Genomic DNA, 15,557 nt, shown 5'->3' with positions numbered 1-15,557 from the left:
CATGTCAAAATGATTTCCCCGAAGGAGACCCGACATGACACCCGCCGAACAAGCTTTGCGCGACGCCGCGCTCGACTACCACCGCTCGCCCAACAAGGGCAAGATTTCTGTCAACCCGACCAAGCCGCTGTCCAACCAGCGCGACCTGTCGCTGGCCTATTCGCCGGGGGTGGCTTACCCCTGCCTGGCGATTGAAAAAGACCCGACGCTGGCGGCCGAATACACCAGCCGGGGCAACCTGGTGGGCGTGATCACCAACGGCACGGCGGTGCTGGGCCTGGGCGACATTGGCCCGCTGGCAAGCAAGCCGGTGATGGAGGGCAAGGGCTGCCTGTTCAAGAAGTTTGCGGGCATTGACGTGTTCGACATTGAGCTGGACGAGCGCGACCCGGACAAGCTGGTGGAGATCATTGCCGCGCTGGAACCCACGCTGGGCGGTATCAACCTGGAAGACATCAAGGCGCCGGAGTGCTTCTACATTGAGAAGAAGCTGCGCGAGCGCATGGGCATTCCGGTGTTTCACGACGACCAGCACGGTACGGCCATCATTTCGGCCGCTGCGCTGCTCAACGGCCTGGAGCTGGTGAACAAGCCGATTGGCGAGGTGAAGCTGGCGGTGTCTGGCGCAGGCGCGGCGGCGCTGGCTTGCCTGGACGTGATGGTGGGCCTGGGCATGGCGCCGGCCAACATTTTTGTGTGCGATTCCAAGGGCGTGATTTACGAGGGCCGCCCCGGTGGTTACGACGAATCGAAAGCGCGCTACGCCCAGAAGACCGACAAGCGCACGCTGGCCGACGCGGTGAACGGCGCCGACGTGTTCCTGGGCTGCTCGGCCCCGGGCGTGATGACGGCGGAGATGGTAAAGACCATGGCGCCCAAGCCGATCATCTTGGCGCTGGCCAACCCCGAGCCCGAGATCCGGCCCGAGCTGGCGAAGGCGGTGCGGCCCGACTGCATCATTGCCACCGGTCGAAGCGACTACCCGAACCAGGTCAACAACGTCTTGTGTTTCCCGTACATCTTCCGTGGCGCCCTGGACTGCGGCGCCACCAAGATCACCGAAGAAATGAAGCTGGCCTGCGTGCGCCAGATTGCCGACCTGGCCAAGAGCGAAACCAGCGACGAAGTGGCCAGCGCCTACGCCGGGCAAGACCTGGTGTTTGGCCCGGACTATTTGATTCCCAAGCCGTTTGACTCGCGCCTGATTCTGCGCATCGCGCCCGCCGTGGCGCAGGCCGCGGCCGACTCGGGGGTGGCCACGCGGCCCATCACCGACATGGACGCGTACAAGCAAACCCTGTCGCGTTTTGTGTACCAGACCGGCATCTTGATGCAGCCGATCTTCAACGCCGCCAAGGCCGTGCCGCCCCAAGCCAAGCGCGTGGCCTATGCCGACGGTGAAGACGAGCGCGCGCTGCGCGCCGCGCAAATGGCGATTGACGAGCAGGTGGCCCGCCCGATCTTGATCGGCCGCCCCTCGGTGATTGCCGCGCGCATTGAAAAGGCGGGCTTGCGCATGCGCCTGGGTGTGGACGTGGAAAACGTGAACCCCGAAGACGACCCGCGCTTTCGGCAGTATTGGGAGCATTACCACAAGCTCATGGGCCGCAACGGCGCCACGCCCGAAGTGGCCAAGGCCGCGGTGCGCCGCTCCAACACCATCATCGGTTCGCTCATGGTGTCGTTGGGTGAAGCTGACGCGCTTATTTGTGGCCTGGTGGGCAGCTACATGACGCACCTGGAGCGTATCGACAGTATCTTGGGCAAGAAGGCGGGCGTGAGCAACTACGCTGCGGTGAATGCGCTCATGACCGACCGTGGCGCCCTGTTTGTGGCCGACACGTATGTGAACGAAGACCCCACCGCCGAACAACTGGCCGAGATTGCCTGGATGGCCGCGCAGGAAGTGCAGCGCTTTGGCCTGCCGCCCAAGGTGGCGTTTTTGTCGCATTCCAGCTATGGGTCGAGCAAGCGTGCGTCGGCCAAGAAAATGCGGGCCGCGCGCGACATTTTTGCCGCCCAGCACCCCGAGATTGAGTGCGACGGCGAGCTGCATGGGGATGCCGCGCTGCAGGAAGAAATACGCACCAGCTACCTGGCCGAAACCACACTCAGCGGCTCGGCCAACCTGCTGATCTGCCCCAATCTGGATTCGGCCAACATTTTGTACAACGTGCTCAAAACCACCACCAGCGGCGGCGTGACGGTGGGCCCGGTGCTGATGGGTGCGGCCGCCACGGCTTACATCCTCACGCCGGCGGCCACGGTGCGCCGGGTGCTGAACATGACGGCGCTGGCCGCTGCCAACGCGCTGCGCTGAGTCGTTTCAGCCTCGCACCACAAGGGACGCTTCGGCGTCCCTTTTTTTACTTTTTGCTGACCTCTTGTCGCGATAAAAGGGTGCGATTGCCGGGTTTCTCCCTATGCGCCCCGTATTCAATCGTACACATACTTTGTATACAGTTTTGCACACGAAGCCGTTGCATCCTGCACGGTTAAACGCAAACACTGCCCATCCATTCGCTTCGTCGTTTGAGGAGACTTCCCATGACAACAACCGTTCATCCTGTGGACGAGGTTTTGCCCACCGGCAAGCTCACGGCCCTGGGCCTTCAGCATGTGCTGGTGATGTATGCGGGCGCCGTTGCGGTGCCGCTGATCGTGGGCCGCGCGCTCAAGCTCAGTCCCGAGCAAGTGGCTATGCTGATTTCGGCCGATCTGTTTTGCTGCGGCATCGTCACGCTGATCCAGTCGCTCGGCGCCACGCAGTGGTTCGGCATCAAGCTGCCGGTGATGATGGGCGTGACGTTTGCGTCGGTCGCCCCCATGGTGGCCATGGCCAACAACAACCCCGGCACGCAGGGCGCGGGCCTGATCTTTGGCGCCATCATCGGTGCGGGTGCCATCTCGATACTCATCGCACCCATCGTCAGCCGCATGCTGCGGTTCTTCCCGCCGGTGGTCACCGGCACCATCATTGCGGTCATTGGTATCAGCCTCATGCGGGTCGGTATCAACTGGATCTTTGGCAACCCCTTCGGCCCCACCGCCCCCAGCATTCCCAGCCCGGAACACCTGGCCTGGCTGGAAGCGGCCAAGCAGGCTTCCGCCAGCGGTGCCGTGCCACCGGTGCCCCAGGGCATGAACATCGTGGGCACGGTGCCCAACCCGAAATACGCCCAGCTGTCGCACATCGGCATCGCCGCCATCGTGCTCGCTTCCATCCTGCTGATCGCCAAGTACGCCAAGGGCTTCATTGCCAACATCTCGGTGTTGCTCGGCATCATCGTGGGCGGTGTGGTGGCCACGGCCGCTGGCCTGATGAATTTCGACAAGGTCGCCAAGGCCGGCTGGTTCGATCTGGTGTTGCCCTTCGAGATCGCAGCCCCCATCTTTGACCCCATCCTGATCTTGACCATGACGCTGGTCATGATCGTGGTGATGATCGAGTCCACCGGCATGTTCCTCGCGCTGGGCGACCTGACCGGCAAAAAGATCGACCAGAAAATGCTGACCGCCGGCCTGCGCACCGACGGCCTAGGCACGCTGATCGGCGGCATCTTCAACACCTTCCCCTACACCAGCTTCTCGCAAAACGTGGGTCTGGTTGGCGTGACCGGTGTGAAGAGCCGGTGGGTGTGCGTGGCCGGTGGCGTGATCCTGATCGTGCTGGGTCTGCTGCCCAAAATGGCGGCGCTGGTTGAGTCGCTGCCTACCTTTGTGCTGGGCGGCGCCGGGCTGGTGATGTTCGGCATGGTGGCCGCCACCGGCATCCGCATCCTGGCAGCTGTGGACTACAAGAGCAACCGCAACAACCTGTTCATCGTCGCCATCTCCATCGGCATGGGCATGATTCCGCTGATCGCGCCCAAGTACCTGCAGTGGATGCCACACGCCATCCACCCGCTGATCGAGTCGGGCATCTTGCTGGCGTCGCTCAGCGCCGTGCTGCTCAACCTGTATTTCAACGGCGGCAAGGGCGATGCCTCGGCTGCGGTTGAAGCCGCCAAACAAGCCGACGCGCACTGAGCGCCAGCCCCTGCGCGCAGACCCCAGCGGGGTTTGCCTCTTTAAAAAAGGCCCCTCGTGGGCCTTTTTGCATGGGGCATGCACACACAGCAACGGGCAGACACCGCACATGTTTGGTGCGCCACGGTGCAAAAACGCACCATCTAGGGTTAGCCATGATGACGACCGGTTGGCGCCGAAGAACAATGTGTATACACATTCTGTGCTCAAACTGCGGGAGCGCACCGCAGCAAACGCTGGCTTGAACCAAAAGCTGGCACCGATATTGCTGTGGTTTTTGTACACGCGGAACCGCCGCATTGCCACACCCCACCCCGTCAGCCCACTGGAGACCCCATGAACAAGCGCCACTTCTTGCAAACCACCGCCGCACTGGCCGCCGCTGCCGCTTTTGGTGGTGCCCACGCCCAAACCGCCTTGAAGTTTCAGCTCGACTGGCGCTTTGAAGGCCCTGCCGCCTTGTTTCTGCAGCCCGCAGCCAAAGGCTATTTCAAGGCCGCCGGGCTGGACGTGACCATTGACTCCGGCAACGGCTCGGGCGGCACGGTGACGCGCGTGGCCTCGGGCACCTACGACCTGGGCTTTGCCGACATGGCCGCGCTGATGGAATTCCACGCCAACAACCCGGACGCGCCCAACAAGCCCGTGGCCGTGATGATGGTCTACAACAACACGCCTGCGGCGGTGCTGGCCTTGAAGAAAAGCGGTATCACCAAGCCCGCCGACCTGAGCGGCAAGAAGCTGGGCGCGCCCGTGTTTGACGCGGGCCGCAAGGCGTTCCCCATCTTCCAGAAGGCCAACAACGTGAGCAACGTGGCCTGGACTTCGATGGACCCACCGCTGCGCGAAACCATGTTGGTGCGCGGTGACATCGACGCCATCACCGGTTTCGGCTTCACCTCGCTGCTGAACCTGGAAGCGCGCGGCGTCAAGGCCGAGGACGTGGTGATGATGCCGTACGCCGACAACGGCGTGAAACTCTACGGCAACGCCATCATCGCCAGCCCCAAGCTGATCAAGGAAAACCCGGCGGCTGTGAAAGCGTTCCTCGCGGCTTTCGCCAAAGGCGCCAAAGAAGTGATGGCTGACCCGGCCGGCAGCATTGCCACCGTGAAAGCGCGCGACGGCATCATCAACGTGGCGCTGGAAACCCGCCGCCTGCAACTGGCCATTGACTCCGTGGTGGCCAGCCCCGATGCGCGCAAGGAAGGTTTCGGCCAGGTCAACCCGGGCCGCCTTTCGCTGATGGCCTCGCAGGTGTCTGACGCCTACGCCACCAAGACCCGCATCAACCCGGCCGCCATCTGGGACGGCTCGATGTTGCCGCCGGCCGCTGCGCTCAACGCGTTGCCGGCTGCGAAGAAGTAACACGCACAAAGCCTTTTTTCTGGCCTGGGCCAGCGGCCCTTCATCGGGCGCTGGTCTTTTTTTCAGGACTTTTCCCATGCGAGAAACCCCCACCGCAGCCGCGACCAGCGACAAGCCCTTTGTTGAATTCGACCAGGTCTGGCTGGCTTACAACGACGAGCTGCTGGCCAAAAACACCTTCGCGGTGGAAGACATCAACCTCAAGGTGCGGCAGGGCGAATTCATCGCCATCGTCGGCCCGTCGGGCTGCGGCAAGTCCACCTTCATGAAGCTCACCACCGGGCTGAAGATGCCCAGCATGGGCAAGATCACCATCGACGGCCAGCCGGTCACGGGTCCGCTCAAGATTTCGGGCATGGCATTTCAGGCGCCTTCGCTGCTGCCCTGGCGCACCACGCTCGACAACGTGCTGCTGCCACTGGAAATCGTGGAGCCGTTTCGCAGCCAGTTCAAAGACCGCCGCAAGGAGTTTGAAGAGCGTGCCAGCCGCCTGCTGGCCAGCGTGGGCCTGGGCGGCATGGAAAAGAAGTTTCCCTGGGAACTTTCAGGCGGTATGCAGCAGCGCGCCAGTATCTGCCGCGCGCTGATCCACGAACCCAAGATGCTGCTGCTGGACGAGCCGTTTGGCGCGCTCGATGCGTTCACGCGCGAAGAGCTGTGGTGCACGCTGCGCGACCTGTGGGAAGCGCAAAAATTCAACGTGATTCTGGTGACGCACGACCTGCGCGAGAGCGTGTTTCTGGCCGACACGGTGTATTGCATGAGCCGCAGCCCAGGGCGGTTTGTGGTGAAGCGAGAGATCGACATTCCGCGCACGCGCGATCTGGAAGTGACCTACACGCCGCACTTCACCGACATCGTGCATGAGTTGCGTGGCCATATTGGTGCCATGCGAAAAGCCGGCACGCCAATGAACCAATGACCCCCCGCGCCGGCCTTTGGCCGTCACCCCCCCAGGGGGCAACACCAGCGGCCCGGCAAAGCCGGTTCCGCGGTGTTCCCGGTTGAATACCTCAAGGAACTCTCGCCATGAACAAAAAACAAGTCGAGCGCTGGTCGCCCTTTCTGCTGCTGGTCGCGATCATCGTGATCTGGGAAGTGATCACCCGCGGCTTTGGTGTTTCGGAATTCATCTTCCCCAGCCCGTCGCGCATCTGGGAACAGACGCTGGAGCACAAGACCACCATCCTGGGCCACGCCTGGCGCACCTACTGGGTGACGATGGCGGGCTTTGGCATTGCGATCGTGGTGGGCGTGCTGCTGGGCTTTTTGATTGGCAGCTCGCGCCTGGCTTATGCCGCGGTGTACCCGCTCATGACGGCCTTCAACGCCTTGCCCAAGGCCGCGTTTGTGCCCATTTTGGTGGTGTGGTTCGGCATTGGCGTGGGCCCGGCCATCCTCACGGCTTTTCTGATCAGCTTCTTCCCCATCATGGTCAACATTGCCACCGGCCTGGCCACGCTGGAACCGGAGCTGGAAGACGTGCTGCGGGTACTGGGCGCCAAGCGCTGGGACGTGCTCACCAAAGTGGGCCTTCCACGCTCCATGCCCTACTTCTTCGGCTCACTCAAGGTCGCCATCACGCTGGCGTTTGTGGGCACCACGGTGTCTGAAATGACGGCATCGAACGAAGGCATTGGCTACCTGCTGATTTCGGCTGGCAGCTCCATGCAGATGGGCCTGGCCTTCAGCGGTTTGCTGGTGGTGGGTGCCATGGCCATGGCCATGTACGAGCTGTTCAGCTTCGTTGAAAAGCACACCACGGGTTGGGCACACAGAAGAGCCGAATGAACGCCGATCAGGTTTTTCGGCATCTGCGGCGCGCCAACGAGGTGGCGGTGCGTGCTGCGGGCATGGGCCGGCACCCGTTTGGTGCTTTGCTGGTGGCGCCCGACGGCGAGACGGTGCTGGCCGAGCAGGGCAACATCAACACGGTGAACCACGCCGAGTCCACGCTGGCGCGCACGGCCGCGGACAACTGGCCAGGCGCGTACCTGGCGCAGTGCACGCTGGTGACCACGTTCGAGCCTTGTGCCATGTGCACCGGCACGGTGTATTGGGCCAACATCGGGCGCATCGTTTACGGGGCGAGTGAAGAAGCGCTCTTGGCGCTCACGGGCAGCCACGAAGAGAACCCCACGCTGTCTCTGCCCTGCCGCGAGGTGCTGGCGCGCGGACAAAAGGCCGTGGAGGTGATTGGCCCGGTGCCCGAACTGGAAGGCGAGATGCTGGAGCCGCACCGGGGTTTCTGGGTTTCGCGCTGACCGGTTGGACCGCGGGAACCCGCGCCTCCGCTCAAGTTCGCGGCGCAAGGGTCGAAAAATTGGGCAACCACCGGCACGGTGCGCCTGTGCCGCGCAGGCGCCCAGAGCATGGTATTTGCCCATGAACGCACCCGACCGCCTCTTCACAACACCCGCGCCACCTGCCCCGGCAGCGTCCTTGCAAGCCTGGCAACAGCGCCTGGCCAACGTGCGCCTGCCGCTGCTCAGTTCGCCGCCGGCCATTCAGCGCATGCTCGGCAGTCGGCTGAGCGTTCGCGATCTGGTGGAGCTGGTTGAGGCCGACCTGCCGCTGGCCGTGGACCTGATGCTGGCGGCCAGCGCCTCGCTGCGCCGCAGCGGCAAACCGCTACAGGGCTTGCAACACGCGGTGAATCTGCTGGGGGTTGAACGGGTGCAAAGCCGGGTGCGCACACTGCAAAACGACCGCCTCGACCTTGCACAACCCGGACACCGGCTGGCTCGCCAAGCCATGGCAACCTGCCGCCTGGCCTGTCTGTTCACCAACCACTGGGCGGCCCGGCATGCGGGCAGCGACCCAGAAGCTCTGATATGGACCACCGCCTTGCTCGGTGTGGTGCGTTGGAAGCTGCCCTTGGCCGCACCCGATGTGGCCGCCGAGCTGGAGCGCTGGGTAGCCAGCGGGCAACGCCGCGCCACGGCCGAACGGGCGTTGTTGGGCTGCACGCTGGATGCGCTCAGCAGCGCCCACCTGGGCGCACTGGGTATGGACGACGGCGCTGCGCCACACGCACACCGCGCCGTGCCGCCCAAGCTGCTGGCCCACGCAGCCCGGCTCGACTGGAGCGGGCCGGTGGCACCCGAGCTGCCCAGCCACCTGCAACGCCCATTGCGCCAGCCCGAGGTGACCTGCAGCCTGGCGCTGGGGCTGGCACAGTCGGTACAGGACAGCTGGTACAGCCGGCACACCCGCTCGCTGATGGCTGCGGCAGCCGTGCACACCCAACAACCGCTGTACCGCTTGCGGGGCGAGCTGGTGCAACTGGCCCTGCACGCCAGCCAGGAAAGCAGCTTCAACCAGGGGCTGGTGGCACCGGCGGCGCGCCTGCTGTGGGCGCCACCGGTGCTGCGTTCAGTCTGGCCCAAGGCGCAGGCTAAGGCGCAGCGCGCGGTTCAGGCCCAACCACAGGTCGCCACACGCATGACACCGCAGCAAGGCACCGCCGCCTACCAACAGCGCTGCCAGCGGGGGCAACACAGCGACCTTCGCGCGCTCATGAAAGACACGGTGGACACGCTGGAAAAACAGCTGGGGCTGCAGCGCTGCGCCCTGTTTCTGAAAGCGGCGGGCAGCGACCAGCTGCACTGCCCTGTGGCCCAGGGCTTTGGCGCAGCACTCACCGCGCGCGGTCTAACCTTGCCCGCGGGAGAAACCCATCTGCTGGCCAGGCTGTTGAAACAGCGCTCGGCGTCCTTGTGCGTCACAGCCGCTCAGGTACCCGCTGCCCGCCAGCAACTGCCCCCCGCGCTGGCGCCGCTGTTGCTGGCTTCGGGCGTGGCGCTGGGCACGGTCGACATGGAACAGCAGCCCATGGGCATCTGGTGGGCCGACACGGGAGAGCCCGAACACGCGCTGGACGGCGCCCGCTACGCAGCGTTTCAACAACTGGTGCGGGGCTTTGGCACGGCCTTCACCCGGCTGGCCAAAGCCCGCAAGCCGGCGCAATAAGGGCCACCCAGCGCTGCGGCAGGACCGCCTGGCCCCGTAAACTCGAGCCATGCCCTGGCACGCCCAACTCCAACTCCATTACCGCCTTGAAGCCCAGCGCACCGTGCTGCACCACCAGCACAACGGGCCGCTGCGCATCTTGAAAAGCCTCTACCCCGAAGGCGACGCCATCTGCCACAACGTGATCATCCATCCGCCGGGTGGGCTGGTGGGCGGCGATGTGCTGGACGTGTCGCTGCAGGTCGAAGCGGGCGCCCACGCGCTGGTGAGCACCCCCGGTGCCACCCGTTTTTATGCCACCGACAACGCCGTGGCCACGCAGCAGGTGCACATACAGCTGGGCACTGGTGCGCGCCTGGAATGGCTGCCGCTAGAGGCCATTGCCTACCCCGGCTGCCAGGCCCGCAACACCGTGCAGGCCACCCTGGGCGAGGGTGCCGAATGGCTGGGCTGGGACGTCACCGCGCTGGGCCTGCCCAGCGCCTGCCAGCCCTTTGACACCGGCCGCTTCAGCCAGCGCCTGGAAATTCCAGGCCTGTGGCTGGAACAAGCCCAGCTGGACGCGAGCGACACCCGGTTGCTCAATTCCCCTTTGGGCCTGGACGGCCAGCGCTGCCTGGGCACGATGTGGCTGGCCTGCGGCACCGCGCTCACCCGCGAGCGCCGCGAGCACCTGCTGGACACGGTGCGCAGCGTGCTCGCCACCGCACCCGCCCAGGTGCAGGCTGGCGCCACCTGCCCCAACCCCAACATGCTGGTGTTGCGCGCCGTGGCGCCCTTGGTCGAGCCGCTGATGGCGCTATTTCAACAGGTCTGGGCCGAACTCAGGCCCGCCGCCTGGGGCCTGACCAACACACCGCCGCGCATCTGGCGCGTGTGACGCCTCGCGGTGGCCACGCCGGGGCGAAATAGCCGGTGCTTTGCCCCGTTGTTTGCGGGTTTGACAGCGGCCTGGGGTGCGCAAAATGGGAATACCCCAACGGAACCCACCCAACACAGCCCCTCGCACGCCCGCGCATGATCGATTCCACCACCGACCTCAGTGACGCCCGCGCGCTGGTGATTGACGGCAGCCCACAGTCGCGTTCGACCCTGGTGGCCCAACTGCGCCAGTTCGGCATGGGCACGGTGGCGCAGTGCCCCCGCCTGGTGGACGCCCGGCGCAAGCTGGAAATCGGCACTTTTGACGTGGTGGTGTGTGAGCACTACTTTGAACGCGAGCTGATCACGGGCCAGGACCTGCTGGACGACCTGCGCCGCAACCACCTGCTGCCGTTCTACACGGTGTTCATCCTCATTTCGTCCGAAGCCACCTACGGCATGGTGGCCGAAGCGGCAGAGTCGGCGCTGGACGCCTACGTGATCCGGCCCTTCAAGGCATCGGCACTGGCAGAGCGCATCTTTTTGGCCCGCTTGCGCAAACGCACGCTGGAAAACATCTTCACCGCCATCGATGCGCAAGACTACGAACTCGCCACCCGGCTGTGCCAGGAGCGTTTTGAATCGCGCCAGCCCTACTGACTGTATGCCGCGCGCATTGGCGCCGAACTGCTCCTGCGCGCCGGGCGCGTGGCCGACGCACAGAAGCTCTACGAAGCCGTGGTGGAAGCCAAAACCCTGCCATGGGCCCGCCTGGGCGTGGCCCGCACCCAGCTGGACGCGGGCTACCCGCTGCGCGCTGCGACCACGCTGGAAGCCCTGATACAAGCCGACCCCGGGTGCGCGGACGCCTACGACCTGATGGGGCGCGCGCAGTTTGAGCAAGGCAACTTTGACAACGCCTTGGCCACCTTCACCATGGCGGCCAAGCTCACGCCGTCTTCGGTCAAACGCTTGCTGCGCCAGGGCATGATGGCCTACTACGCCGGCGAGCGCGACAAGGGCATCGAGATACTGGACCGTGCCGCCCGCATCGGCCTGGAATCCAAGCTCTTTGACCCGCAAGCGCTGGTGCTGCTGGCCTTTGCCCGGCTCACCAACGACGACCAGCGTGGCCTGTTGCGCTGCGCCGAACAGCTGATGCGGCTGCGCGACCGCGAGGAGGACAGCGAGCGGCTGCAGCGCCTGCTGGATGTGGTGCAGACCATCCAGCTGCTGCAGGAATACCAGACCGCGCGCGTGCTGGAAGAGGTGCGGCGCATGGCCAAAACGATCAGCGAGCCCAGCTTCGACTTTGAAGCCGCCTGCAACCTGCTGGCGCTGATGACCGAGCTGGCGAACCGGTCGATACAGCTCTACGAGGTGGACGCGGCCGTGGACACCATGGGCCTGCGCTTTTGCACCAGCAAGGCCCTGACCGAACTGCTGGCCTGCGCCGCCGTGGGCCGCACCGAATTTGCCAACCGCATCCGAGCGGCACACGCTCAGGTGCTCAAAATGTCCGAGCAGGCCATGACGCACAACCTCAAGGGCGACCACCGCGGCACCGTGGTGATGCTGCTGGAAAGCGCACAGGCCACGTTGAACGGCAAGCTGATCGAGTCGGCCTACCAGGTGCTTCAGCGCTACGGTGAGCGCATGGAGGACCATCCCGCACTGGCCGAACAGGTGCAGGCCATGCGCGACCTGTACCGCAGCACCGAAGTGAATGTGGGCCTGGGCGACCAGGCGAGCAGCGCTGTGTCATCCACCGGTGTGGCCCTGCCCGCGGGCTACAAGCCCCCCAGCACCGAAGGCCTGCTGTCGCGCCAGGGCGCACCCGTCGACGAGCCCGACTAAGCCGCGCCCGGCCGCGGTTCGGCGACTTGGCAGCAGTTGCTCAGATGGCGACCAGCTGCCGAACGCCCTTGGCCTGCATCTCGCTGCCCGGCCCGCTCGCAATCACCTCGCCACGCTCCATCACCACGTAGCGGTCGGCCAGCTCCTCGGCAAAGTCGTAGTACTGCTCCACCAGCACGATGCCCATGTTGCCCCGGTCGGCCAGCATGCGGATGACCTTGCCAATGTCCTTGATGATGTTGGGCTGAATGCCCTCGGTGGGCTCGTCCAGGATCAGCAACTTGGGGCCAGCGGCCAGCGCGCGCGCAATGGCCAGTTGCTGCTGCTGCCCGCCCGACAGATCGCCGCCACGGCGGCCCAGCATCTGCTTGAGCACCGGAAACAGCTCAAACAACTCGGCCGGAATGGGTGTGTTGCCCTTTTTGTAGGCCAGTCCCATGCGCAGGTTTTCTTCCACCGTGAGGCGGCCAAAAATTTCCCGCCCCTGCGGCACAAAACCCACGCCCATGCGGGCGCGCTCGTAAGGCGTGGTTTTTTCGATGGCCACGCCGTCCAGCAGGATGCTGCCGCTCTTGATGGGCACCAGACCCATGAGCGATTTGAGCAGCGTCGTCTTGCCCACGCCGTTGCGGCCCAGCACGACGGTGACCTTGCCGAGCTCGGCGGTGAGGTTGACGTTGCGCAGGATGTGGCTGCCGCCGTAGTACTGGTTGACTTGTTTGACTTCTAGCAGGCTCATGGCTTTCTCCGGCTTGAGGGTTTGACCGGGTCTCGCCCCGGCGGGCGCCTTACTTTTCTTTGCTTCGCCAAAGAAAAGTAAGCAAAAGAAAGGCGAGCCGGATGCGCTGTCCCTGCGCTTCGCTTCGGGCACGCTGCGTTGCTCGGTCCGGGCGGGGTCGGGCTGAACTCGCTGCGCTCAGACAACGCCCGCCCTGATCCGCCCAGACCTGCGCTACTCGCCAGCGCATGACGGCGGGGTGCGGGTGCGGATGCGGATGCGGGTGCGGGTGCGGGTGCACTTCCTTCGGCTGCATGGCTGGCGTGGCCCTCACCCCTGCCCTCTCCCAGAGGGAGAGGGAGAAAGGCACGCTCGCCGGGAGGGCGCCGGGCTCCCGTTCCCGTTCCCGTTCCCGTTCCCGTTCCCGTTCCCGCATTCATGCTGTGCCGTGTGGCCGGGCTGAGCAGCGCAGGGGCGAGCGGATCAGGGCGGGCGTTGTTTGAGCCGAAGGCGAGTTCAGCCCGACCCCGCTCGAACCGAGCAGCGCAAGGCACCGCAAAGCGGCCCGGACTTCGGCTCGCCTTTCTTTTGCTTACTTTTCTTTGGCGAAGCAAAGAAAAGTGAGTCGCCCGCCGGGGCGAGACCCGGCACGCCGCGAAAGCCGAAACATTCACAAAAGAAACCAAAGACTCAGCGACCAAGATAAACCTCAATCACCCGCTCATCCCCCTGCACCTCATCCAACGTCCCCTCCGCCAAAACCGCGCCATCACACAACACCGTGACCTTCTCGGAAATCGCGCGAATGAAGCTCATGTCGTGCTCCACCACCATCAGCGAGTGTTTGCCCTTGAGCGACAAAAACAGCTCGGCGGTGCGCGCAGTCTCCTCATCGGTCATGCCGGCAACAGGCTCGTCCAGCAGCAACAGCTTGGGTTCTTGCATCAGCAGCATGCCAATTTCAAGCCACTGCTTTTGCCCATGGCTCAGCAGGCCGGCTTGCCGCCCGGCGCTGTCCAGCAGGTGGATGGTTTGCAGCACCTCGCCCAGGCGGTCTTTTTCCGCGCCAGTGAGCTTGAACACCATGCTGTGGCGCACGCGCTTGTCGGTGGCCAGCGCCAGTTCCAGGTTTTCAAACACGCTGAGTTGCTCAAATACCGTGGGCTTCTGAAACTTGCGGCCGATGCCGAGTGCGGCAATCTCGGCTTCGCGATAGCGCAGCAAATCAATGGTGCTGCCAAAAAACACCTGGCCCGCGTCCGGCTTGGTCTTGCCGGTGATGATGTCCATCATCGTGGTCTTGCCTGCACCGTTGGGGCCGATGATGCAGCGCAGCTCACCGGGGGCGATGTCCAGGCTCAGGCCATTGATGGCCTTGAAACCGTCGAAGCTCACATGCACGTCTTCCAGATACAGGATGCGGCCGTGCGTGGTGTCCACGGCGCCGGGGGTGTGCACACGGCCGTAGCCCGCGCTGCGGCCACCCGACTCGGTCTGGCCCGGCACCAGCTGCGGAGCGATCTTTTCATAGCGCTGCGCGCCGTCTTCCATCAGGTCGGGTGTCATGCGCGCGCTCCTCTGAGTTTGCGAACCAGTCCCACCACGCCCTGCGGCATGTAAAGCGTGACCACGATGAACAAGGCACCCAGAAAATACAGCCAGTATTCGGGGAAGCTCACCGTGAGCCAGCTCTTGGCGCCGTTGACAATGAAAGCGCCGATGATGGGGCCGATGAGCGTGGCGCGCCCGCCCACGGCGGCCCATATGGCGATTTCAATGCTGGCAGCCGTGCTCATTTCGCCGGGGTTGATGATGCCCACCTGCGGCACATACAGCGCACCCGCCACGCCACACATCACGGCCGAAATGGTCCAGATGGTGAGCTTGTAGGGCAGCGGGTTGTAGCCGCAAAACATGACGCGGCTTTCGGCATCGCGCACTGCCTGCAACACGCGGCCAAACTTGCTGTTGACCAGCCAGCGCGCCCACAAAAAGAAGCCCAGCAGCGTGAGGCCGGTGATGACAAACAGCGCCATGCGCATGTTTTGCGTGGCCAGCGGCATGCCCAGAATGCGTTTGAAGTCGGTGAAGCCGTTGTTGCCACCCAGGCCGGTTTCATTGCGAAAGAACAGCAGCAGCGCAGCAAAGGTGAGCGCCTGCGTGATGATGGAGAAATACACACCCTTGATGCGCGAGCGGAAAGCGAAGTAGCCGAACACGAACGCCACCACCCCGGGCACCAGCACGATCAGCAACAACGTGGCGATGAAGCTGTCAGAAAGCGCCCAGTGCCAGGGCAGCTCTTTCCAGTCCAGGAACACCATGAAGTCCGGCAGCTCGCTTTTGTAATTGCCGTCGGTACCGATCTGGCGCATGAGGTACATGCCCATCACATAGCCGCCGAGCGCAAAAAACAGGCCGTGGCCCAGGCTCAGGATGCCGGTGTAGCCCCAGATCAGGTCCATGGCCAGCGCGCAGATGGCGTAGCACATGATCTTGCCCAGCAGCCCGACCATGTAGTCGGACAGGTGAAACACGCTGCCTTCGGGCACCAGCAAATTCATGGCGGGCGCCACGGCGCACACCACCAGCAACGCGACCAGCGCACCGCTCCAGCCGGTGCGGGTCAGCAGGGGGCCAGCTTGAGGCAGTGTGACAGGAGAAACCACGCCTGTTCGGGCTGAGCTCGTCGAAGCCCTTGCGAGCCCATCGACAGGCTCAGGGCGAACGGGTGCTTGTGTTGTTGTGGTCA

At 64.3% G+C, this 15,557-nt stretch carries 13 protein-coding genes; 10 read left to right on the top strand and 3 right to left on the bottom strand.

Annotation, left to right across the window (positions count from 1 at the left end; all coding sequences use genetic code 11):
- The first annotated feature begins 34 nt into the window (after nucleotides 1–34).
- The 10 genes from AC4QBL_RS03525 (at nucleotide 35) to AC4QBL_RS03480 (ending at nucleotide 12,087) form a co-directional block, all read left to right on the top strand.
- Entirely contained in the window at nucleotides 35–2,320 is a 2,286-nt protein-coding gene (locus AC4QBL_RS03525) for an NADP-dependent malic enzyme (protein ID WP_472906503.1), read from the top strand.
- Nucleotides 2,321–2,547: 227 nt separating this feature from the next.
- Entirely contained in the window at nucleotides 2,548–4,029 is a 1,482-nt protein-coding gene (locus AC4QBL_RS03520; protein ID WP_472906502.1) for a nucleobase:cation symporter-2 family protein, read from the top strand.
- Between the two features lie 336 nt (nucleotides 4,030–4,365).
- Entirely contained in the window at nucleotides 4,366–5,397 is a 1,032-nt protein-coding gene (locus AC4QBL_RS03515) for an ABC transporter substrate-binding protein (RefSeq protein WP_472906501.1), read from the top strand.
- A 76-nt stretch (nucleotides 5,398–5,473) separates the two neighbouring features.
- Entirely contained in the window at nucleotides 5,474–6,319 is an 846-nt protein-coding gene (locus AC4QBL_RS03510) for an ABC transporter ATP-binding protein (RefSeq protein WP_472906500.1), read from the top strand.
- A gap of 107 nt (nucleotides 6,320–6,426) precedes the next feature.
- Nucleotides 6,427–7,188 (top strand): ABC transporter permease, encoded by a 762-nt coding sequence (locus AC4QBL_RS03505; RefSeq protein ID WP_472899550.1) that lies wholly within the window; start codon nucleotides 6,427–6,429, stop codon nucleotides 7,186–7,188.
- The gene (locus AC4QBL_RS03500; protein ID WP_472899551.1) at nucleotides 7,185–7,661 is read left to right on the top strand and encodes a nucleoside deaminase; all 477 of its coding nucleotides are present in this window, start codon (nucleotides 7,185–7,187) and stop codon (nucleotides 7,659–7,661) included. The genes AC4QBL_RS03505 and AC4QBL_RS03500 overlap by 4 nt, the downstream gene beginning before the upstream one ends.
- Nucleotides 7,662–7,782: 121 nt before the next feature.
- Nucleotides 7,783–9,369 (top strand): HDOD domain-containing protein, encoded by a 1,587-nt coding sequence (locus tag AC4QBL_RS03495; protein WP_472906499.1) that lies wholly within the window; start codon nucleotides 7,783–7,785, stop codon nucleotides 9,367–9,369.
- A 49-nt stretch (nucleotides 9,370–9,418) separates the two neighbouring features.
- The gene (locus AC4QBL_RS03490) at nucleotides 9,419–10,249 is read left to right on the top strand and encodes an urease accessory protein UreD (protein ID WP_472906498.1); all 831 of its coding nucleotides are present in this window, start codon (nucleotides 9,419–9,421) and stop codon (nucleotides 10,247–10,249) included.
- 137 nt (nucleotides 10,250–10,386) lie between these two features.
- Nucleotides 10,387–10,890 carry a response regulator gene (locus AC4QBL_RS03485; RefSeq protein WP_472906497.1) on the top strand — a complete coding sequence of 168 codons (504 nt, stop codon included), beginning with the start codon at nucleotides 10,387–10,389 and terminating at the stop codon, nucleotides 10,888–10,890.
- 48 nt (nucleotides 10,891–10,938) lie between these two features.
- Nucleotides 10,939–12,087 (top strand): tetratricopeptide repeat protein, encoded by a 1,149-nt coding sequence (locus AC4QBL_RS03480; RefSeq protein WP_472906496.1) that lies wholly within the window; start codon nucleotides 10,939–10,941, stop codon nucleotides 12,085–12,087.
- A gap of 40 nt (nucleotides 12,088–12,127) precedes the next feature.
- On the opposite strand, the gene urtE is transcribed toward AC4QBL_RS03480, so the two are convergent.
- The 3 genes from urtE to urtC form a co-directional block, all read right to left on the bottom strand.
- The gene (urtE, locus tag AC4QBL_RS03475; RefSeq protein ID WP_304839837.1) at nucleotides 12,128–12,820 is read right to left on the bottom strand and encodes an urea ABC transporter ATP-binding subunit UrtE; all 693 of its coding nucleotides are present in this window, start codon (nucleotides 12,818–12,820) and stop codon (nucleotides 12,128–12,130) included.
- A gap of 675 nt (nucleotides 12,821–13,495) precedes the next feature.
- Nucleotides 13,496–14,371: an urea ABC transporter ATP-binding protein UrtD gene (urtD, locus tag AC4QBL_RS03470; RefSeq protein WP_472906495.1), complete on the bottom strand. Its 876-nt coding sequence runs from the start codon at nucleotides 14,369–14,371 to the stop codon at nucleotides 13,496–13,498.
- Nucleotides 14,368–15,474, bottom strand: a complete 1,107-nt coding sequence (gene urtC, locus AC4QBL_RS03465) for an urea ABC transporter permease subunit UrtC (RefSeq protein ID WP_492131628.1) — start codon at nucleotides 15,472–15,474, stop codon at nucleotides 14,368–14,370. Before urtC ends, urtD begins: the two co-directional genes overlap by 4 nt.
- Nucleotides 15,475–15,557 lie beyond the last annotated feature (83 nt).

This window comes from Hydrogenophaga sp. L99 (genome assembly GCF_058731905.1).
Note: the sequence above shows the minus strand (reverse complement) of the source record. Positions and strands in the feature narration are given on the sequence as shown.

Bases quoted from the DNA above. Each gene is read 5' to 3' on its own strand.
- AC4QBL_RS03525 (WP_472906503.1), top strand. From the start codon at position 35: ATGACACCCGCCGAACAAGCTTTGCGCGACGCCGCGCTCGACTACCAC.
- AC4QBL_RS03520 (WP_472906502.1), top strand. From the start codon at position 2,548: ATGACAACAACCGTTCATCCTGTGGACGAGGTTTTGCCCACCGGCAAG.
- AC4QBL_RS03515 (WP_472906501.1), top strand. From the start codon at position 4,366: ATGAACAAGCGCCACTTCTTGCAAACCACCGCCGCACTGGCCGCCGCT.
- AC4QBL_RS03510 (WP_472906500.1), top strand. From the start codon at position 5,474: ATGCGAGAAACCCCCACCGCAGCCGCGACCAGCGACAAGCCCTTTGTT.
- AC4QBL_RS03505 (WP_472899550.1), top strand. From the start codon at position 6,427: ATGAACAAAAAACAAGTCGAGCGCTGGTCGCCCTTTCTGCTGCTGGTC.
- AC4QBL_RS03500 (WP_472899551.1), top strand. From the start codon at position 7,185: ATGAACGCCGATCAGGTTTTTCGGCATCTGCGGCGCGCCAACGAGGTG.
- AC4QBL_RS03495 (WP_472906499.1), top strand. From the start codon at position 7,783: ATGAACGCACCCGACCGCCTCTTCACAACACCCGCGCCACCTGCCCCG.
- AC4QBL_RS03490 (WP_472906498.1), top strand. From the start codon at position 9,419: ATGCCCTGGCACGCCCAACTCCAACTCCATTACCGCCTTGAAGCCCAG.
- AC4QBL_RS03485 (WP_472906497.1), top strand. From the start codon at position 10,387: ATGATCGATTCCACCACCGACCTCAGTGACGCCCGCGCGCTGGTGATT.
- urtD (WP_472906495.1), bottom strand. From the start codon at position 14,371: ATGACACCCGACCTGATGGAAGACGGCGCGCAGCGCTATGAAAAGATC.